Genomic DNA, 21,674 nt, shown 5'->3' with positions numbered 1-21,674 from the left:
TGGGCGTTTTTTCTTCACAGTATTCTTCTATTCTATCAAAATTCGCAGAGAAATGTCTGATTCTTTTTTGAAAATATCGAAAGCTTCTTTTTCAATAATTGGAAAAGAGCAATTCTTTTATAAAGGGAAGGAGAATCCTGTTGTAAATTGTCGTATTTCCAAGGAAATTATTCTGTAGGATTGAAAATATATCGTCTGGTCACCTTCGAGTGTGAAGGGTTTATCATGGAACGTTCCTTTCCGCTGCAGGCACTTGCTTTCCGCGGGGAGGTACGACCGAGCAGGCTCACGGGTCACCCGCGGAAAGCGAAGTCTTCCACGGAAACCAACAGAGGCAATAATAGAACTAAATTACAATTCCACTAAAATGTGTTCAAATAAAAAAGCAAGAAACACAAATCTCTGTTTCTTGCTTTTTATGAATCTATTTCTTTTTGGGAATGCGGATGGTAAATTGATAGAATTCGTCGTGCTCTTCTTCCTCGGCGTTGAGGTTGATGCCGCTGTCGGACACCATGGAGAGAGACTGACGGATTGTATTGACAGCTATACGCATATCCTTCGAGAATGCCTTGCGTTTCGGCTTTGGTTTCGGGGTGGAGCCTTCCAGCATCTTAACGACCCGGTCCTCTGTCTGCTTGACATTCAGGTTCTTCTCGATGATTTCGCCGAGGAGCTGGATCTGCTTCTCGGGTTTTTTCAATGGAATCAATGCACGCGCATGGCGTTCCGTAATTTTCTTATCCAATAAAGCATGATGAATTTCTTCTGGAAGCTTTAGGAGACGAAGCTTGTTTGCCACTGTTGACTGTCCTTTTCCTAAGCGCTGAGCAAGTGCTTCCTGAGTCAGATTGTGCAGCTCCAGCAATTTACCGTAGGCGATTGCTTCTTCAATCGGGGAAAGCTCTTCCCTTTGCAGGTTTTCGATTAAAGCGACTGAAGCCGTTTCGGTATCACTGAGGTTTTTGACGATGGCCGGGACGGTTTCCCAGCCAAGCTTTTGAACAGCCCTGTACCGGCGTTCCCCAGCGATGATTTCGTATTGTTCGTCATCCGCCTGCCTGACGACGATTGGCTGTATGATTCCATGCGTGTGGATGGTTCTTGACAGCTCTTCTATTTTTTCATCATTAAAAACGGTTCTTGGTTGAAAGCGATTGGGAACGATTTGTGCGACGGGGATCTTCTTCACCTCATCGCGGTCTTCCACTTCCACTACACTTGATTCTTCAGATTCAACATCTTGCTCTTTTTCACCCAGACCAAAAAAACGAGAGAAAGGATGCTTCATCTTCCTACACCACCTTTAAGAAACTCCCTATATTATGATTCTCTAAAATATGACAAATTCCTGCCTCTTCTAGACATATTCACTCAGGATCATTACAGTTTAAGCATACCATTTTTCCTATAAGAGCAGAACCACTATGGGGACCGGTCTTATTCCAACGGTAATTTATTCGGCGTTCCCGGTTTTCTCGGGTACTTATTAGGTGTTTCTTTCACTTTGTTTATTTTCACGATATTACGTTCGCTTTCTTCTTCTGGAAGGACAAATGAAAAGACTTTTTCCGTCTGGCCGCCAAGCGTCGCAATCGCTTTTTTCCCTATGTTCAATTCTTCACCGGCACTGGCAGCCTTCATTGCCACGAATAACCCGCCTTTTTTGACGAGCGGCAGACACAGTTCGCTCAGTACGGACATTCTCGCAACCGCCCTTGCCGTCACGACATCATAGGATTCTCGGTGCTCCTTCTTTTTCCCGAAGGTCTCTGCCCGGTCGTGAAAAAAGTTGGTATTCTCGAGTCCCAGCTCATTAGATAAGTGATTAAGGAACGAGATCCGCTTATTCAATGAGTCGACAATCGTGATATGCAGGTGGGGGAAGCAGATTTTCAAGGGGATGCTCGGAAACCCTGCACCCGCTCCCACATCGCATACGGATTCCACATCGGAGAAGTCGATATAGAATACTGCACTGATTGAATCATAGAAGTGTTTCAAATACACTTCTTCCTTGTCCGTGATGGCCGTGAGATTCATCTTTTCATTCCACTCGACAAGGATTTCATAGTAACGTTCGAATTGATCTAATTGCCCGGGAGAAAGGGATATCCCCTTCTCCTCCAGGCTGGATTGAAACTGGTCTATATTCATTCAATTACCCTTCCTTTGCCTATTGATCGCCTGAAACCTTCGCGATTTTCCCTTGTTCGATATACACAAGCAGAATCGAAATATCGGCAGGATTGACTCCTGAAATCCTAGAAGCCTGCGCCAGGGAAAGCGGACGTACTTCGATCAGTTTCTGCCTTGCTTCTGATGCCAGTCCGCTGATTGCTTCATAATCAATTTTTTCAGGGATTTTTTTGTTTTCCATCTTTTTCAGCTTATCGACTTGCTGAAGGGATTTTTCGATATATCCTTCGTATTTCACCTGGATTTCAACCTGTTCTTCAACATCCGCTGAAAGTTCAACCTCGCTAGGGACAAGGCGTTTGATGTGGCTGTAATTCATTTCTGGACGCTTCAATAGATCGGCTGCAAGGATGCCGTCCTTCAATTCACTGCCCCCGGCTTCACGGATGACAGCCTGCGTCTCTTCGACTGGCTTGATCCGGATGCTTTCCAGACGCTCTTTCTCGGCATTGATCGCTTCTTTCTTTTCCGTGAATCGTCCGTATCTTTCATCGGAAATCAAGCCGATGCGCTTTCCGATATCCGTCAGGCGCAGATCTGCGTTGTCATGACGTAATAATAATCGGTATTCAGCACGGGAAGTCAATAAGCGGTAAGGCTCATTTGTCCCTTTGGTCACAAGGTCATCGATCAATACGCCGATATAGGCATCGGAACGGCTGAGGATGACTTCATCTTTATCCAGGGCACGGCAGGCAGCATTGATGCCGGCCATCAGACCTTGTCCGGCAGCTTCTTCGTATCCGGAAGTACCGTTGATCTGACCTGCAGTATAAAGATTCTTGATCTTTTTCGTTTCAAGCGTCGGCCATAATTGAGTCGGCACGATTGAATCGTACTCGATCGCGTAGCCTGCACGCATCATCTGCACCTTTTCAAGACCCGGGATCGTGGAAAGGATTTTCTGCTGCACGTCTTCAGGAAGGCTCGTTGATAAACCCTGTACATATACTTCCTGCGTGTTTCTTCCTTCAGGTTCAAGAAAGATCTGGTGACGAGGCTTGTCGTGGAAGCGGACCACTTTATCTTCGATAGACGGACAGTAACGAGGGCCTGTCCCTTTGATCATACCTGAATACATCGGAGAACGATGTAGATTCTCGTCGATTAATTTATGAGTTTCTTCATTTGTGTACGTCAGCCAGCAAGGCAGCTGATCAGTGATATATTTCGTCGTTTCATAACTGAACGCACGCGGTACATCATCACCGGGCTGGATTTCCGTTTTCGAATAATCGATTGATGATGAGTTCACGCGCGGAGGCGTACCCGTCTTGAAACGGACTGTATCGAATCCAAGCTCCCTGAGATGATCTGCCAAACGGATTGAAGGCTGCTGATTATTCGGGCCGCTGGAGTATTTAAGATCCCCGAGGATGATTTCACCGCGAAGGAATGTTCCGGTCGTGATGACGACCGTTTTCGCACGGTATGCAGCGCCGGTCATGGTCACGACACCTTTACACTCACCGTCTTCGACGATCAATTCTTCGACCATTCCTTGCAGAAGGGTCATATTCGGTTCGTTTTCAAGCGTGCGCTTCATCTCATGCTGATAGAGGAATTTATCCGCCTGCGCCCTGAGTGCGCGGACAGCCGGACCTTTCCCTGTATTCAACATCCGCATCTGTATATGCGTTTTATCGATATTTCGCCCCATCTCTCCGCCGAGCGCGTCGATTTCACGAACGACGATCCCCTTTGCCGGACCTCCGACAGAAGGGTTGCACGGCATGAAGGCAACCATATCCAGATTGATGGTCACCATTAACGTTTTCGCTCCCATCCGGGCTGAAGCAAGTCCAGCTTCGACACCGGCATGTCCAGCACCAATGACAATGACATCATATTGTCCTGCGTCATATTGCATGGTTTATTTTTTCCTCCTTGCGGGTGAGCCGACTGCCCACCCTAATAGTTTATTTATTTTCCGAGGCAGAATTGAGAGAACAGCTGGTCGATCAGGCTTTCATTGACACTGTCGCCAATGATTTCACCCAACAGCTCCCATGTCCTTGTCAAATCAATTTGCGCGATATCGATCGGTGTTCCCATTTCTACACTGTTGATGGCTTCGTTTATTGCCTGCGATGCCTGATTCAATAAGGCGATGTGCCGGCTGTTCGATACATATGTGATATCCCCCGCTTCGATGGATCCTGCAAAGAAAAGCGAGGAAATCGCTTCTTCCAGTTCATCGATTCCTTCTTCTTCAAGAAGAGCAGTGGTCACCAGCGGATGTTCCTTCGCCAGTCCACGGACACGGTCCAGGTCGATCTCTTTCGGAAGGTCCGTCTTATTCACGATGACGATGACGTCCATCCCTTTCACCGCTTCAAAAAGCTGTTCATCCTCATGCGTCAGTTCATCTGCATAATTGAGGACGAGAAGGATCAGGTCTGCTTCTTTCAAAACCTGTCTCGAACGTTCGACACCGATCCGCTCGACGATGTCCTCCGTTTCCCGGATCCCCGCAGTATCGACAAGACGGAGCGGCACCCCGCGTACATTTACATATTCCTCTATTACATCGCGGGTCGTCCCCGGAATGTCGGTGACGATCGCTTTATTTTCATGAACAAGGCTGTTCAATAAAGAAGATTTCCCGACATTCGGACGTCCGATGATGACAGTAGAAAGCCCCTCGCGAAGGATTTTCCCCTGTTCGGATGTCCGTATCAATTTATCAATTTCGTCCCGTACATGTCTTGATTTTTCAAGAAGAACGGTATGTGTCATTTCTTCGACATCGTCATATTCGGGATAGTCGATGTTCACTTCGACGTGGGCCAGGGTCTCTAAGATCTCCTGACGAAGTTTCCGGATCAGATTGGAAAGGCGTCCCTCCATCTGATTCAGTGCCACGTTCATCGCCCGGTCCGTTTTCGCGCGAATCAAGTCCATGACCGCTTCTGCCTGGGACAAGTCGATGCGGCCATTCAAGAATGCGCGCTTCGTAAATTCACCAGGCTCGGCCAACCGCGCTCCATGCTTCAATACAAGCTGAAGCACTTTGTTGACCGAAACCAATCCGCCGTGGCAGTTGATTTCGATGATGTCTTCACGGGTGAAGGTTTTCGGCCCCCTCATCACAGAGACCATCACTTCTTCCACCACCTTATCCGTGTCCGGATCGATGATATGGCCGTAATGAATCGTGTGGGTGGCAAACTCCTTCATGGTCGTCCCCTTCATACCTCGGAACACTTTCGCTCCGATGTCAAAGGCCTCATCCCCGCTCAATCTCACAATGGCGATCGCACCTTCCCCCATCGGTGTCGAGATGGCTGCAATTGTATCCAGTTCCATTCTTATCACCTCTCTTTTAAATGTTGGTTTTGAATCTATATAAACGAATGAAATTCAGAGAGCAAAGTTTCCCCAAATTATTAGAATATCACAAACCTATTTAATACAAAAGAAACTAATTTCCCTTGCCGTCACGTTATCCACAGATCATTACATCTCATCTCTATTATTTTAACTTATCCACATGTGAATAACAATAAAGCGGGTCAAAAAGCGATATCCACAGGGCGGGTGAGGTGGAAATTCCAATTTCGGAGGAGGGTGGATTTTGGTGTGGCACTGAATCCGGCTGCGGGATTACAGTTGTGGTTCGTTGCTCGGTTTCGATTTAATCTGCGTTCGGAGTGTGAATGGAGAAGGGCTTTTTTAATCTTAAAAGATGAAAAACTTCAGTGAACGGCTGTTTTTTCTGGTTCGGGTTAAAAAACGAGGCAAATTTCCAGTCTTAAAAGCTTTTTTGACCGAGTCTACGGTCTAGACGATGATTATATTATCAAAAACAAAGGGTTTATTATCAAAAATCCAATTATATTATCAAAAACAGAGGATTTATTATCAAAAATATGATTTTTTTATCAAAACGCCTCACACCCCGGTTTCAGCCACGACACCAACTAAAAAACGACAAATTTCGCCACCGCTTTTCTCTACCAGCTGCGACAAATACCAACAACCGAACCGCCACCAGTCCCTGGCCCCATCTCCTGATGCCAACCATGCCAAAATCCAGCCATAACCAACAATCGAACGGCAAAAAAAGACGACCCCTCAAATAAGGAATCGTCTCTCACAATTTATTTAGGCGTAATCACGATATATCGGTTTGGTTCCCGGCCTTCTGAATAGGTGTCCACTTTTTTAGCATTCACCAATGCGCTGTGAATCACTTTTCTTTCATAGGAAGGCATCGGTTCAAGTGAAACGGCGCGGTTCGTGCGCAATGCTTTGTCCGCAAGCCTTTCTGCCAAGTTCGTCAGGGTCTGGCGGCGGCGCTCCCGATAGTTTTCAGCATCCAAGAGGATGGTCAAAAACTGATCGGATTCCTTGTTCGCTGCCAATTGGGTCAAATGTTGAAGCGCATTTAAAGTTTGTCCTCTTTTCCCAATCAGAAGGGCCATCTTTTCACCAGATAAACGGAATTCGACGTCTCTTCCATTTACATGTACCTCGACGGAAGCTTCCACTCCCATCTCGCGGGCAACAGACAGCAAGAATTCTTTCGCCGTGTCCACTGGATCGATTGCTTTTCTAACCTGGACGGCTGCGGGTCTGCCTCCGAACAGTCCAAACAGACTTTTTTTACCTTGGTCTAACACTTCGATTTCTGCTTGTTCTTTGGTGATGTTCAGTTGAGACAAGGCTGATTCAATGGCTTCTTCCACCGTTTGACCAGTCGCTTTCACTTCTCTCACTTTTTCTTTCCTCCCGAACCACCGGCTTTTGCTTTCGCAGCTTGTACTTCCCTGATATCCGGACCTTTAATGAAGTAGGTTTGAACGATCATGAAGATATTACCGATTACCCAGTACAGGGAAAGTGCTGACGGGAAGTTGATCGCAAAGATCACGATCATCACAGGCATGATGTAAAGCATCATCGCCATTTGAGGATTTTGATCCGCTGTACCCGCCATCATCAATTTTTGCTGGATGAACGTTGTAATACCTGCAACTACTGCAAGGATGATATCCCGTTCACCTAGGTCGAACCATAAGAAATTATGCTCGGCAATTTCTCTCGTACGAACAATTGCATGATAAAATCCGATCAGGATCGGCATTTGAACAATCAACGGGAAACAACCCGCCAATGGATTGACTCCGTGTGTCTGGAATAATGCCATTGTTTCCTGTTGAAGCTTTTGTTGAGTCTGTGCATCTTTTGAACTGTATTTTTCACGAAGCTTTTTCATTTCAGGCTGCAATGCCTGCATTGCTTTGGAATTTTTCGTTTGTTTGATCATTAATGGCAGAATTGCAAAACGAATGATCAGCGTGACGATGATGATCGCCAGTCCGTAAGAACCGTTGAACCAATCCGCAACCATCGTGATTAATTGTGATAATGGCCATACGATATATTCATTCCAAAAACCTGAACTTTCAGGTGTGATAGGCTGGTTATATTCGGTACAGCCTGATAAAACAGTCATTAGCCCAATGATTGCCATGAGGGCTATAATCTTCTTTTTCACCCTTGATTTCCTCCCAACTGATATGTTTCTGCAAGTACTGCACAATTCGTTTCCATCAAATTGCCTATCCGTGCACCCATTATAGTCCTCTGGGAAAAAACTTATCAGACAAACTATCCGGTGCAAGAACAAGTGCAATCTATCAGAAAACAGCCTTCTCTAAAGCAGCCGGGGACACGATTCCCCCAACCGTTTCTTAAAAAGTACAATCCCTCGTATTGTAACATCTTTTCAAAGGCTTGTGATGCTGAAACTTGTCTAAATAGTAAATACTTTTTTACTTTTTCCTATCATTTTTGCCATTACTAGACTTTTTCAGTACTTTTCCACGCTTTAAAACATGCGTGATGCTGCTTTTCACTTCATGAAAATCCATGTCGGCCGCCGGTTTTCTGGCGATGATCAAATAATCGTGGTTATCTTGAACGTCTTCACGCAACTCTAAGAAAGCCTGCCTGATGTACCGCTTAATTCTGTTCCGGCATACAGCATTCCCAATTTTCTTGCTCACGGAAATCCCGATCCGGAAAGGCTGGGCTTCATCCTGTTTTAAGGAATAAAGAACAAATTGCCTGTTTGCAAAAGATGTCCCTTTTTTAAATATCTCTTGAAATTCTTTGTTTTTCTTAACTCGCTGTTCTTTCCTCATAACCCACACCTGTTTTTTTGTTTTTCATTAGGCTCTTTTCGCATACTTTGTTGCTTTGCACACACGAAAATACCGGAACTTTGGTATTTTCGGCTTGTCCGTCCGTATTTCGAAAATAGCACGTCCATAAGCTATATTCGGGCTGCAAGCCTATTTACGAAAAGAAGCAACCTTTTAGGAAATAGCCTTTCATTAAGTCTTTCATTTAATAGAAGATCTTAATCATTTTTGTCCGTTTACTAGAAAAAAAGACCACTGAGTCAGTTCAGTGGTCTAAGCAGATAATACTTTTCTTCCTTTAGCACGGCGGCGAGCTAATACTCTGCGTCCGTTTTTAGAGCTCATACGCGCACGGAAACCGTGTACTTTACTTCTTTTACGTCTATTTGGTTGAAACGTTCTTTTCATCTATTGCACCTCCCTGAAGGGTTCATCTTCATAAGTTAAAGACATTCTCCACTATTATAAAGACGACAACCATAAAAAGTCAACACTCATATCATTTTATTTTTGGGTATCTATAATTTACTAATTATTTTGTTTGTCTTTCTTCTAAAAGAATAAATACATTTAGAATTAGACGTTTAAACACCGTGCCAACTTGATCGCCGACCGTTTCTTTGCACTGCAGGCATTTGCTTTCCGCGGGGAGGAAGTCGAGCCTCCTCGGCAAGCCTGCGGGGTCTCGACCTTTCCTCTATCTCCCGTCGGAGTCAAATGCCTTCCGCTCCAATCCACTCTGTCTTTTTCATATAAGTACTAATAAAAATCACCAGTAGTCAGCGGGAAATGTTTTTCTATTTCTTATATATAGATGAATTATATCTTTTCTAATATAGAAATTTAACTTATTAATGTAGACGGATAAATTTTTTACTGCGGGGATAAGTGGTGTCTATATTTCTAGTGGATCCAGCGTTGATTGGAGTGTAAGACGAAGACTCCTGCGGGAAGAGTAGCTAATGTGAGACCCCGCAGGAACGGAGTGACGAGGAGGCTCACGGGCTACCCGCGGAAAGCGGAGTCTTGCACGGAAATCATAAGCGGTATTTAGAAGTCCTCAATAAAACTTTTCCCCTCTTAATTCCCTATACAAATTTCTCCCAACTCTCAAAAAATCACCCTGTGGATAGATTTCGACATGATTTTTATTTATCCACAGCAGGTATTGACAGGTTTTTCACAAGTTAACTCCTTGTGGACAATTCTATTCCACAGTTGGCGGGGGTTGTGGATAAAATTTAAAAACCATTGCACCCCTAAGGATATTTTGATATGATTATTGTGTTTTCACTCTTGATAACTGCAATTACGAAATTTACTTATCCACAAAATGTGGATATCATGTGGGTAACTTATTCAGATGGTTTGTAAAACCTTGTCCACAAGTGGTGGATATTGTCGACTAACCATTTTCTTTCCTTATTATATATATTCTCCACATTCAGTACATTGTATTTTTATAAGATGACGAGATTTTCATCGTTTACAAGTTATACAGAGGTTGTACACGCATAAAAAGCTGGCGTTTCTGCCGGACAAAGATAAAGAAAAGGAGGGATCAGGTTTGGAGAATATCGGGGATCTTTGGAGCAAAGCCTTGGAAAATATCGAAAAAAAAATCAGTAAGCCAAGCTTCGACACATGGCTGAAATCGACTAAGGCTCACTCCATCCAAGGGGATACTCTTGTGATTACAGCTCCGAACGAGTTTGCGAGAGATTGGCTTGAAGGCCGTTATTCTCAGTTAATCTCAGGAGTGCTGTATGACATAACTGGTGAAGAACTGGTCGTCAAATTCATTATTCCCCAAAATCAGGAGCCGGAAGAATTTGATATTCCAGTCCCGCCGAAAAAGGCGTCAAAAGACGATGATCAGTATGATCTGAACCAGAACATGCTGAATCCCAAATATACATTCGATACGTTTGTCATCGGCTCAGGGAACCGCTTCGCCCATGCTGCGTCATTGGCAGTGGCGGAAGCACCTGCAAAAGCCTACAACCCTTTATTCATTTACGGGGGAGTCGGCCTGGGAAAGACTCACTTGATGCATGCGATCGGTCATTATGTACTCGAACATAATCCTGCTGCGAAAGTGGTCTATTTATCTTCCGAAAAGTTCACGAATGAGTTCATCAACTCCATACGTGACAACAAAGCGGTCGATTTCCGCAACAAATACCGGAGCGTCGATGTGCTGTTAATTGACGATATTCAATTCTTGGCCGGGAAAGAACAGACACAAGAAGAATTTTTCCATACATTCAATACACTGCATGAAGAAAGCAAGCAGATCGTTATCTCTAGTGACCGGCCTCCTAAAGAGATCCCGACACTTGAGGACCGCCTGCGTTCCCGCTTTGAATGGGGCCTTATCACCGATATCACTCCACCTGATCTGGAAACGAGAATCGCGATTTTAAGGAAGAAGGCGAAAGCGGAAGGCCTGGATATCCCGAACGAAGCCATGCTTTATATTGCCAATCAAATCGACACGAACATCCGTGAGCTTGAAGGCGCCCTGATCAGGGTCGTTGCCTACTCATCGCTTATCAATAAAGACATCAACGCAGATCTCGCGGCGGAGGCATTGAAGGATATCATTCCTAGTTCAAAGCCGAAGGCCATCACGATCCAGGAGATCCAGCGCGTAGTCGGCGAGCATTTCAATGTGAAGATCGAGGATTTCAAAGCAAAGAAACGGACGAAATCCATCGCATTCCCGCGTCAAATCGCCATGTATCTATCCAGGGAAATGACAGATTCCTCCCTGCCTAAAATCGGCGAAGAATTCGGCGGCCGCGATCACACAACCGTCATCCACGCCCACGAAAAAATCAGCACCCTGCTCGGAGCAGACGCCCTCCTCCAGCAGCAGCTGAAAGATATCAGGGATTCTCTTAAGTAAAAAAGAGTAATAGATGGCTGGTGGAAAGTTGCTCGTTTATTAAACTGCTGATCAGAAGCCATTTACTATATATTAAATGGCTGAGAAGCAATAGATTCCTTAAGAGTCAATCAAGGATATGACTAGTTCCAGCAGTTGATTGGAGTGCAGGACGAAGACTCCTGCGGGAAAAGCGAAGCTAGTGAGACCCCGCAGGCGAAGCCGAGGAGGCTCACCGCTCGCCCGCGGAAAGCGAAGTCCTGCACGGAAATCAACTGCGGTATTCAAAGAGATTTTTTCTTAATAATTTTAAATGATAGATTCAACTAATAACTGAATACTGTTGATAACCGAGACCAACTAGCACACAGTCTATCCACATGTGGATAGGCTGTGTTTCCGTTCAATTCACACACTTATCCACATATCAACAGGCCCTACTAGTACTATTACTTTTTTTAAATAAATTATTAATATATGATTCAGTCCAAAAAATTATGTGCAAATTGGAGGAAATAATCATGAAATTTGTTATTCAGAGGGACGATCTTGTTCAAAGCGTTCAAGATGTCATGAAAGCCGTAACGTCCAGAACCACGATCCCGATCCTTACAGGAATTAAAATCATTGCTACCGAAGACGGTGTTACCCTGACAGGAAGCGACTCCGATATTTCCATTGAATCCTTCATCCCCGCTGAAGAAGATGGTTCAGAGATTGTAGAAATCCAGGAAACCGGCGGAATCGTCCTTCAGGCAAAGTTTTTTAGTGAAATCGTAAAGAAGCTGCCTAAAGACACAGTTGAAATCGAAGTCTTAAATCACTTCCAGACGGTCATCCGTTCCGGAAAAGCTGAATTCAATCTGAATGGATTGGATCCTGAAGAATATCCGCATCTGCCTCAGATTGAAGAGGGCAATGGAATCAAGGTTTCCACAGACCTTTTAAAAACGATGATCAGACAGACTGTTTTCGCAGTGTCCACCTCAGAAACACGCCCCATCTTGACAGGTGTAAACTGTCAGATCGAAAACGGCGAACTGAGCTGTATTGCAACAGATAGTCACAGGCTGGCAATGAGAAAGGCTCCGATCGAAACGAACCATGATGCGTCTTATAACATTGTCATCCCGGGTAAGAGCTTGAATGAGCTGAACAAGATCCTTGATGACACGGACGAGCCGGTTGAAATCGTCATTACTGAAAACCAGGTGCTGTTCAAAGCGAAACATCTCTTATTCTTCTCAAGACTGCTTGAAGGGAATTACCCTGATACAAGCCGTTTGATCCCGTCCGATACAAAGACGGAACTGACACTTACGACGAAGGAATTCCTGCAGGCGATCGACCGTGCATCGCTCTTGGCAAGGGAAGGACGCAATAATGTCGTGAAGCTTTCCACCCTGGATGCCGGCATGATCGAAATTTCCTCCAATACCCCGGAAATCGGGAAAGTCATCGAACAGGTTCAAAGTCAATCTGTCGAAGGGGAAGAACTGAAGATTTCCTTCAGTGCGAAATACATGATGGATGCACTGAAAGCGATCGAAGGAACCGAGATCTATGTGAATTTCACGGGAGCGATGAGACCTTTTGTCCTAAAACCGCTTCATGATGATTCCATCCTTCAATTGATTCTTCCTGTAAGAACGTATTAATCAATTTCAAAGCTGATGCCGAATGGCGTCGGCTTTTTTCTTTTCCATCCTTCTCCTTCTTTCGTTAGTTGTGACTTAAGGAGATTTAGAGTAAAATAAGATATTAGAGACTTTATACGGAAAGTAGTGATTTTAGTGGAGAAAGAAGTCACGATTTCAACGGAGATCATCACGCTCGGGCAGTTTCTGAAACTTGCCGATGTGATTCAATCCGGAGGCATGGCGAAATGGTTTTTGAGTGAATACGAGGTATACATAAATGGCGAACAGGACCAGAGAAGAGGAAGGAAGCTTGCGGTCGGCGATAAAGTCGAGATTCCGGAAGTAGGGGTTTTTGTGGTTGCCGCAGAATAAAAAAGGATGTTATGTCCATGTTTATTGAACAATTGGAACTGAAAAATTATCGGAACTACGAGTCGATCGAAGTGGATTTCGAGAACAAGGTGAATGTCATCCTCGGGGAGAATGCCCAGGGGAAGACGAATATCATGGAGTCCATCTATGTGCTTGCGATGGCGAAATCCCACCGGACGTCGAATGATAAAGATTTAATCCGCTGGGACGAGGAATATGCTAAAATAAAAGGTAGGATTCAAAAATATAACGGCCCGCTGCCTTTGGAACTTGTCCTGTCAAAAAAGGGCAAGAAAGCAAAGTGCAACCACCTTGAACAGCAGAAGCTGAGTCAATATGTCGGTAATATGAATGTTGTCATGTTTGCGCCTGAAGATCTCCATTTGGTAAAAGGGAGCCCTCAAGTTAGGCGTCGTTTTGTTGATATGGAAATCGGGCAGGTTTCGCCTGTTTATTTACATGATATCAGCCTATATCAAAAAATATTACAACAGCGGAACCATTACCTGAAACTGCTGCAGACGAGGAAACAGACCGATCAGACGATGCTGGAGGTCCTGACGGAACAATTCATCGAAGTCGCCGTCAAGATCGTCAAGAAGCGGTTTGAATTCGTCCAGCTGCTCGAAAGTTGGGCAAAGCCGATCCATTCAGGGATCTCAAGGAACCTCGAAACGCTGGAAATCCTTTATAAACCGTCTTTGGATGTATCAGATGATCAAGAATGGTCAAAAATGGTAGAGGTATACGAACGGAAATTCGAAGGGATACGCGAGCGGGAAATCGATCGCGGCGTCACCCTGGCAGGCCCGCACCGTGATGACCTGCAATTCATCGTGAACGGACGCGACGTCCAGACATTCGGATCCCAGGGACAGCAGCGGACAACGGCCCTTTCTGTGAAACTGGCAGAAATCGAACTCATCCATTCTGAAATAAAAGAATATCCCATCCTTCTTTTGGATGATGTGCTGTCGGAGCTCGATGATTACCGTCAGTCCCATTTGCTCAACACCATACAAGGCAAGGTGCAGACCTTTGTCACGACCACAAATGTTGACGGGATCGACCATCAGACGCTTAACGAGGCGGCACAGTTCGAAGTGGAAGCGGGAACTATGAAAAGACTGAAATGAGGTGCTGCATTGTACATTCATGTCGGAGAAGATGTCATGGTCCGGACCGATGATATCATCGCAATCATCGATCGGGACACCGTACAGTTTTCAGAAGAATTACAGCTCTTTTTAAAAAATAAAGATAATCACCTTTGGAATCTTGCAAAGGGTTCATATAAATCTCTCGTTATCACGAAAAATCAATTGTATCTTTCCCCGCTGGCATCCAGCACGCTTAAGAAACGATCAAAGAAATACTCAAACTATGAGAATTTATTATAGAAATACAAGCCCGAAAGGTTAGAAAGTGTAGGTGAATCGGCATGGCTATGGAACAAAAACAAGCACAAGGTCAATCCTATGATGAAAATCAGATTCAGGTTTTAGAAGGATTGGAAGCCGTACGTAAACGACCAGGAATGTACATCGGATCGACTAGCGGAAGAGGTCTGCATCACTTGGTATGGGAAATCGTCGATAACAGTATCGATGAAGCCCTTGCAGGCCATTGCGATGAAATCGAAATCGTCATTGAAGAAGATAACAGCATCACGGTAACGGATAATGGACGCGGAATTCCGGTCGGGATTCACGAGAAGATGGGTCGTCCAGCGGTAGAGGTCATCATGACCGTCCTTCACGCAGGCGGTAAATTCGGCGGCGGCGGATACAAAGTATCCGGAGGTCTGCATGGTGTAGGTGCCTCGGTTGTTAATGCCCTTTCTACGGAACTTGAAGTATATGTGCACCGAGATGGGAAAATCCACTATCAAAAATTTGAAAAAGGTGTCCCTAGCTTCGATCTTAAGATCATCGGTGAAACAGACAAGACCGGAACCGTCATCCACTTCACTCCAGACCCTGAAATTTTCACTGAAACGACAGAATACGACTATGATACGCTGGCAAATCGTGTTCGTGAACTGGCTTTCTTAAACAAGGGAATCCAAATCAGTATTGAAGATAAGCGCGGAGAAGGAAAAAGAAGAGATTATCATTATGAAGGCGGTATTAAGTCGTACGTAGAACATTTAAACCGCTCAAAAGAAGTCATCCATGAAGAACCGATCTTCATTGAAGGTGAAAAAGACGATATTACCGTTGAAATCGCGCTTCAGTATAATGATGGATTTGCAAGCAATCTTTATTCTTTCGCCAACAATATTCATACTCATGAAGGCGGAACCCATGAGTCCGGATTTAAAACGGCATTGACAAGGGTTATTAATGATTATGCCCGCAAGAACCATGTGTTCAAAGAGAGCGATGCGAATCTTTCGGGTGAAGATGTCCGTGAAGGACTGACTGCCATCATCTCGATTAAACATCCGGATCCTCAGTTTGAAGGACAGACGAAAACAAAACTCGGTAACTCAGAAGCAAGAACGATCACGGATTCCCTGTTTTCAGAACATCTGGAAACGTTCCTTTTGGAAAATCCGGTCGTAGCCAGAAAAGTAGTGGAAAAAGGACTTATGGCCGCACGTGCCCGTATGGCTGCGAAGAAAGCCAGGGAGCTTACACGCCGTAAGAGTGCGCTCGAGATTTCGAGCCTGCCGGGTAAATTGGCGGATTGTTCTTCGAAAGATCCAAGCATCAGTGAAATTTATGTGGTTGAGGGTGACTCAGCCGGCGGATCTGCCAAGCAGGGCCGTGACCGTCACTTTCAGGCGATCCTGCCGCTGCGCGGTAAAATCATCAATGTTGAAAAGGCCCGTCTGGATAAAATCCTTTCCAATAATGAGGTCCGGGCAATTATCACGGCTCTCGGTACGGGAATCGGGGAAGATTTCGATCTTTCAAAGGCGAGATATCATAAAATCGTCATCATGACCGATGCCGACGTCGACGGCGCCCATATCCGTACACTATTGTTGACGTTCTTCTATCGTTATATGAGAAAAATCATCGAAGCTGGATTCATCTATATCGCCCAGCCGCCGTTGTACAAGATTCAGCAGGGCAAGAAAATTGAATATGCCTACAACGATAAAGAACTTGATCGCATCCTGGCAGAAATTTCACCTACACCTAAACCTGGAATACAGCGTTACAAAGGTCTAGGGGAAATGAACCCTGAGCAGTTATGGGAAACCACAATGGACCCTGAATCAAGAACGCTGCTTCAAGTAAGTCTGCAGGACGCCATCGAAGCCGATGAAACCTTTGAAATCCTCATGGGTGACAAAGTAGAACCTAGACGTAACTTTATTGAAGAGAATGCTGCTTACGTTAAGAACTTGGATATTTAATTTGGTTTTATACCTATGACCTTTCGAGTGCGACATATGTCATCCGGAAGGTAAGGTGAGAAGTTATTTTTTTGACTTAACTACTAGTTGATTGGAGTGGAAGGCGTTCGACTCCTGCGGGATGTGCGGGACAGGTGAGACTTGTCCGGCTCCGGGGCTTAGAGGCACATGTCATAAGTCAAATTGACCAAGAAGGCAAGAAACGCCTTCGTGGCCAATTCGCCTTATGCCACCCGCCTCTGGGCAAAGCCCCTCCGCCTTTCTTACCCACAGGCGCAATGCGCCGAGGAGGCTCACCGCCCGCCCCGCGGAAAGCGAACGCCTGTAACGGAAATCAACGGTCCAGTTTTAACAGAACACCTAATAAAGCAGGATAGACACATCAATCTATCCTGTCTTTTACATAGCGGACAAGGATAACAAAGAGAAAGGTCCAAATCTTTCTTTAAAAGGAGGTCCCTTATACTATGGCAGAAACACCAAAATCAAATGTTAAAGAGATTAATATAAGCAATGAGATGCGCACCTCATTCCTGGATTATGCGATGAGCGTCATCGTTTCCCGTGCCCTTCCCGATGCCCGTGACGGATTGAAGCCGGTCCATCGCCGTATTTTATACGCGATGAACGACCTGGGAATGACAGCGGACAAAGCATACAAGAAATCTGCCCGTATCGTCGGTGAAGTTATCGGTAAGTATCACCCCCATGGTGACTCAGCGGTATATGACACGATGGTGCGTATGGCGCAGGATTTCAACTATCGCTACATGCTTGTCGACGGCCACGGAAACTTCGGTTCTGTCGACGGAGATGCTGCGGCAGCGATGCGTTACACAGAAGCACGCATGTCCAAGATATCCATGGAACTGATCCGTGATATCAATAAAGACACAATCGACTACAAAGATAACTATGATGGCAGCGAACGCGAACCGGAAGTACTGCCGGCCCGTTTCCCCAACCTTCTGGTGAACGGATCGTCAGGTATCGCTGTAGGGATGGCGACGAATATTCCGCCTCATAACCTTGGTGAAGTGGTTGACGGGATCCTTGCATTAAGTAAAGACCCTGACATCACCATCCAGGAATTGACGGAATACATCCATGGCCCGGACTTCCCAACTGCCGGCTTGATTGTGGGCAGAAGCGGAATCCGCCGAGCTTATGAAACAGGTAAAGGGTCCATTACGATGCGTGCCCGTGTAGAGATTGAACAGAAGAGCAACGGAAAAGAAACAATCATCGTTCACCAAATTCCATATCAAGTGAACAAAGCAAAGCTGATTGAAAAAATAGCGGATCTCGTCCGCGATAAGAAGATCGACGGCATCACGGATCTTCGTGATGAATCAGATCGTAACGGTATGCGTATTGTCATTGAAGTCAGAAAAGACGCCAATGCCAATGTGCTCCTGAACAATCTTTACAAGCAGACAGCCCTGCAAACAAGCTTCGGGATCAACCTGCTGGCCCTCGTTAACGGTCAGCCGAAAGTGTTGAATCTGAAAGAATGTTTATATGAGTACCTCCAGCATCAACGCGTGGTCATCCGCCGCAGAACTGAATTCGAATTGCGTAAAGCGGAAGCGAGAGCGCATATCCTGGAAGGGCTGCGTATTGCACTTGATCATATTGATCAAATCATCGCCCTGATCCGCGGTTCTCAAACGACGGAACTTGCGAAACAAGGACTGATGGAGCAATTCTCTCTATCTGAAAAACAAGCGCAAGCGATCCTTGATATGCGTCTTCAGCGTTTGACAGGTTTAGAGCGCGAGAAGATCGAAGAAGAATACCAGGAATTAATGAAGATTATTACAGAACTGAAAGCCATTTTAGCAGACGACGAAAAGGTTCTTGAAATCATCCGTGAAGAGCTTCTGGAAATCAAAGAGCGCTTCAACGATGAAAGAAGATCTGAAATTGTCGCAGGCGGAATTGAAAACATAGAAGATGAAGATTTGATTCCACGTGAAAACATTGTGGTTTCCCTTACTCATAACGGCTATATCAAACGTCTTCCTGTCTCCACTTACCGCAGTCAAAAACGCGGCGGACGCGGAATCCAGGGAATGGGTACAACGGGAGATGACTTTGTCGAACATCTTCTGACAACATCGACACATGATACGATTCTGTTCTTTACGAATAAAGGGAAAGCATATCGTGCAAAAGGATATGAAATTCCTGAATTCAGCCGTACGGCAAAAGGACTGCCGATCATCAATATGCTCGGTGTAGAAAAAGATGAGTGGATCAATGCGATGATTCGAGTAGAAGAGTTCGTTGATGACTGGTATCTATTCTTCACGACAAAACATGGAGTATCCAAACGTACACCTGTCTCTGATTTTGCGAATATCCGTACAAACGGACTTATTGCGATCAATTTGAGAGAGAATGATGAATTGATCTCGGTCAAACTTACTGACGGTGAAAAAGATATGATCATCGGTACGAAAAAAGGTATGCTGATCCGTTTCCCTGAAACAGATGTGCGTTCAATGGGACGAACGGCGACCGGCGTTAGAGGAATCAACCTATCCGATGATGATATCGTCGTAGGAATGGAAATCCTGGAAGAGAAAAATGACGTGCTCGTCGTTACCGTAAACGGATATGGTAAGCGTACACCGGCAAGTGAATACAGAATTCAAACCCGGGGCGGTAAAGGACTTAAAACGTGTAACGTAACGGAGCGGAACGGGGAACTTGTTTCGGTTAAAGCCGTAACAGGGGAAGAAGACCTCATGATCATCACTGCCCACGGAGTTCTCATCCGAATGGACGTAAATGATATCTCGACAACCGGCCGTAACACTCAAGGTGTGAAACTGATCCGTCTTCAGGAAAGTGAATTCGTTTCTACCGTAGCAAAAGTAGAAAAAGAAGAAGATGAAGAAACGGAAGCCCCTGTCGAAACATCCGAAGACGCAGAGACGGCTGAAAGCAATGAACCAGCTGAAGGCAATCAAGAAGACACTGACGAATCAACCGACGATTCAGAAGAATAAACAACAAAAAGCTATCTCCCAAGGAATTAATATCCTTTGAGATAGCTTTTTATTTTCAATTATTTGCAGGTGAATCCAGCGGTTGATTGGAGTGCAAGAGGCATACTTCTATTAGAAAAGCTAAGGGCTTTGCTAAGAGGCGTGTGGCATAATACTAATTTGGCTGGAAGGCGCTCTTTGCCTTCTTGGTCGGTTGGCTTATGCCATGTGCCCTCTAACCCTGAAGCTGGACAGTTCCTTTCTTGGAAAAAGACAGGAGGCTCACAGGTCACCCGCCGAAAGCGAAGTCTTGCACGGAAAACATAAAAAAACCAGCCAACCACAATAATATTTGGTAAAATAAACCTATATAGAAAAGGATGATTCGAGGTGCAATAACATGAAAGTACATCGGAACGAAGTGGAAGCGGGCTGTATTCTGGAAAAAGAGGTCATGGGAATGACATCAACCCCTATCATTCCCAAAAATACAGTATTAACAGAACGGCATATCAAAGTCCTCCGGGCATTCAATATCACTGAAATAGAGATTGAAAAAACCAAAGCGGAAGGCCGGCATCACAGGTCAAATCAATTGCCATCCCAGGCTGATGCTTCAGACACAGATCAGTCTGCAGGAGCGAGCTTGTCTGAAGCAGTCAGGGATAAAGGCTTCATCAATACCTATTTGGAAAGCGTCGGGGAATTCAAAAAAGAATTCACGAATTGGCAATCAGGGATGCCTATCAATATAGCGAAAATGAGGGAAATCACACTTCCCCTCATTAAAACGATTGAACAAAATAAATTCCTGCTCTATTCATTGAATCAGTACTCTACGAAAAAAGACTATATCTATCATCATCCCATTGCAGTCAGTATCCTGAGTTCAATGCTCGGAAAGAAAGCAGGCCTTAACAGCGGCCAGGTCAATCAGCTGGCGCTCGCGGGAGTACTCGCTGACTGCGGGATGGCTAAGGTATCATCAACGATCTTAAAAAAAGAGAAGCCCCTTACTGAAAGTGAATTCCAAGAAATCAAGCTTCATACTGCAAACGGGTATAAGATGGTCAAGGATTCCCCTCTATTGAAGCCGGAAGCGAAACTTGCAATCTTCCAGCATCATGAGCGCTTTGATGGAACAGGCTATCCCACTTCGGAAAAGAGTGACCGCATCCACTTGTATTCCCAGATCATCGGAATCGCCGATGTATTCCATGCCATGACATCAGAGAGGATCTATCGAAACCGGCAGCCCGTCTTCAAGGTACTGGATATGATCAGAAAAGATCTGTTCGGTAAATTTGATATAAAAGTAGTCAATGCCCTCATGCAGTTAGTTGGTGACCTGGATATCGGAACAGCCGTAAGACTATCAACGGGGGATTACGGGGAAGTAGTCTATACAAAAGCCAATATCTACACGAAGCCGATAGTGAAACTGAACGACAGCGAAGAGCTGCTCGATCTCTCGCAGAGTAAAGATATTTATATTACGGAAGTATTGGGTTAAGACTTTGTAAGTATGGTGATTCCATAACCCGGGAAGGGCCGGAATTTCCCCGGGTTATTTTCTTTTAAAAAACCTTGCTAAACTGCTTAAAGGCATGTATACTATTATTTGTTGTCCGAAAGAGAAAAACATTACATATTGATTCGTTAAAAAATGTTTTTGCGAAATAATAAAAAAGTGTTGACGGAATACGGACAAGATGGTATATTAATAAAGTCGCTTCAAACGGAGCGCGAGCAACAAATTGAACCTTGAAAACTGAACAAAACAAGACAATTACGTCAACGTTAATTCTAGATTTACTGCAACGATTTAATCGTTGCAAAAAGAGCTATTCAAACTTTTATCGGAGAGTTTGATCCTGGCTCAGGACGAACGCTGGCGGCGTGCCTAATACATGCAAGTCGAGCGGATCTCAGGGAGCTTGCTCCCTGAGATCAGCGGCGGACGGGTGAGTAACACGTGGGTAACCTGCCTGTAAGACTGGGATAACTCCGGGAAACCGGGGCTAATACCGGATAACTCAGTTCCTCGCATGAGGA

General features: G+C 45.0%; 16 protein-coding genes and 1 rRNA gene. 9 read left to right on the top strand and 8 right to left on the bottom strand.

The genetic code is table 11. The annotated features are described in order from the left end of the window. Nucleotides 1-424: 424 nt before the first annotated feature. The 8 genes from noc to rpmH form a co-directional block, all read right to left on the bottom strand. Complete coding sequence (gene noc / locus BHE18_RS02145; protein ID WP_071617059.1) at nt 425-1,291, bottom strand: nucleoid occlusion protein; 867 nt, start codon at nt 1,289-1,291, stop codon at nt 425-427. A 149-nt stretch (nt 1,292-1,440) separates the two neighbouring features. Continuing rightward, entirely contained in the window at nt 1,441-2,157 is a 717-nt protein-coding gene (gene rsmG, locus BHE18_RS02140) for a 16S rRNA (guanine(527)-N(7))-methyltransferase RsmG (protein ID WP_071617058.1), read from the bottom strand. 19 nt (nt 2,158-2,176) lie between these two features. Further along, nucleotides 2,177-4,069 (bottom strand): tRNA uridine-5-carboxymethylaminomethyl(34) synthesis enzyme MnmG, encoded by a 1,893-nt coding sequence (gene mnmG / locus BHE18_RS02135; RefSeq protein ID WP_071617057.1) that lies wholly within the window; start codon nt 4,067-4,069, stop codon nt 2,177-2,179. Nucleotides 4,070-4,122: 53 nt separating this feature from the next. Further along, on the bottom strand, nt 4,123-5,508 hold the full coding sequence (mnmE, locus tag BHE18_RS02130; RefSeq protein ID WP_071617056.1) for a tRNA uridine-5-carboxymethylaminomethyl(34) synthesis GTPase MnmE: 1,386 nt from the start codon (nt 5,506-5,508) through the stop codon (nt 4,123-4,125). Nucleotides 5,509-6,302: 794 nt separating this feature from the next. After that, on the bottom strand, nt 6,303-6,920 hold the full coding sequence (gene jag, locus BHE18_RS02125; protein WP_071617055.1) for an RNA-binding cell elongation regulator Jag/EloR: 618 nt from the start codon (nt 6,918-6,920) through the stop codon (nt 6,303-6,305). Continuing rightward, complete coding sequence (gene spoIIIJ, locus BHE18_RS02120) at nt 6,917-7,702, bottom strand: YidC family membrane integrase SpoIIIJ (RefSeq protein ID WP_071617054.1); 786 nt, start codon at nt 7,700-7,702, stop codon at nt 6,917-6,919. The genes jag and spoIIIJ overlap by 4 nt, the downstream gene beginning before the upstream one ends. Before the next feature lie 277 nt (nt 7,703-7,979). Further along, nucleotides 7,980-8,351 carry a ribonuclease P protein component gene (rnpA, locus tag BHE18_RS02115; RefSeq protein WP_071617053.1) on the bottom strand — a complete coding sequence of 124 codons (372 nt, stop codon included), beginning with the start codon at nt 8,349-8,351 and terminating at the stop codon, nt 7,980-7,982. Nucleotides 8,352-8,624: 273 nt separating this feature from the next. Then, on the bottom strand, nt 8,625-8,759 hold the full coding sequence (rpmH, locus tag BHE18_RS02110) for a 50S ribosomal protein L34 (RefSeq protein WP_071617052.1): 135 nt from the start codon (nt 8,757-8,759) through the stop codon (nt 8,625-8,627). 1,159 nt (nt 8,760-9,918) lie between these two features. On the opposite strand from rpmH, the gene dnaA reads away from it, so the two are divergent. The 9 genes from dnaA to BHE18_RS02065 all read left to right on the top strand — a co-directional run. Beyond that, nucleotides 9,919-11,262 carry a chromosomal replication initiator protein DnaA gene (dnaA, locus tag BHE18_RS02105; protein WP_032087139.1) on the top strand — a complete coding sequence of 448 codons (1,344 nt, stop codon included), beginning with the start codon at nt 9,919-9,921 and terminating at the stop codon, nt 11,260-11,262. Nucleotides 11,263-11,762: 500 nt separating this feature from the next. Continuing rightward, the gene (dnaN, locus tag BHE18_RS02100) at nt 11,763-12,899 is read left to right on the top strand and encodes a DNA polymerase III subunit beta (RefSeq protein WP_071617051.1); all 1,137 of its coding nucleotides are present in this window, start codon (nt 11,763-11,765) and stop codon (nt 12,897-12,899) included. A 135-nt stretch (nt 12,900-13,034) separates the two neighbouring features. Then, nucleotides 13,035-13,253 (top strand): S4 domain-containing protein YaaA, encoded by a 219-nt coding sequence (gene yaaA, locus BHE18_RS02095; protein WP_032087141.1) that lies wholly within the window; start codon nt 13,035-13,037, stop codon nt 13,251-13,253. Nucleotides 13,254-13,270: 17 nt separating this feature from the next. Beyond that, complete coding sequence (recF, locus tag BHE18_RS02090) at nt 13,271-14,389, top strand: DNA replication/repair protein RecF (protein WP_071617050.1); 1,119 nt, start codon at nt 13,271-13,273, stop codon at nt 14,387-14,389. A 9-nt stretch (nt 14,390-14,398) separates the two neighbouring features. Then, entirely contained in the window at nt 14,399-14,653 is a 255-nt protein-coding gene (gene remB, locus BHE18_RS02085) for an extracellular matrix regulator RemB (protein WP_071617049.1), read from the top strand. Nucleotides 14,654-14,700: 47 nt separating this feature from the next. Then, complete coding sequence (gene gyrB, locus BHE18_RS02080) at nt 14,701-16,623, top strand: DNA topoisomerase (ATP-hydrolyzing) subunit B (RefSeq protein ID WP_071617088.1); 1,923 nt, start codon at nt 14,701-14,703, stop codon at nt 16,621-16,623. A gap of 467 nt (nt 16,624-17,090) precedes the next feature. Then, nucleotides 17,091-19,640 carry a DNA gyrase subunit A gene (gyrA, locus tag BHE18_RS02075; RefSeq protein ID WP_071617048.1) on the top strand — a complete coding sequence of 850 codons (2,550 nt, stop codon included), beginning with the start codon at nt 17,091-17,093 and terminating at the stop codon, nt 19,638-19,640. 379 nt (nt 19,641-20,019) lie between these two features. After that, entirely contained in the window at nt 20,020-21,132 is a 1,113-nt protein-coding gene (locus tag BHE18_RS02070) for an HD-GYP domain-containing protein (protein ID WP_071617047.1), read from the top strand. 343 nt (nt 21,133-21,475) lie between these two features. Further along, nucleotides 21,476-21,674: ribosomal RNA gene (locus BHE18_RS02065) — 16S ribosomal RNA — on the top strand; the annotation flags it as partial.

Source organism: Rossellomorea aquimaris (assembly GCF_001877785.1).
GTDB lineage: Bacteria > Bacillota > Bacilli > Bacillales > Bacillaceae_B > Rossellomorea > Rossellomorea aquimaris_A.
This window is presented reverse-complemented; position numbering and strand designations above follow the sequence as displayed.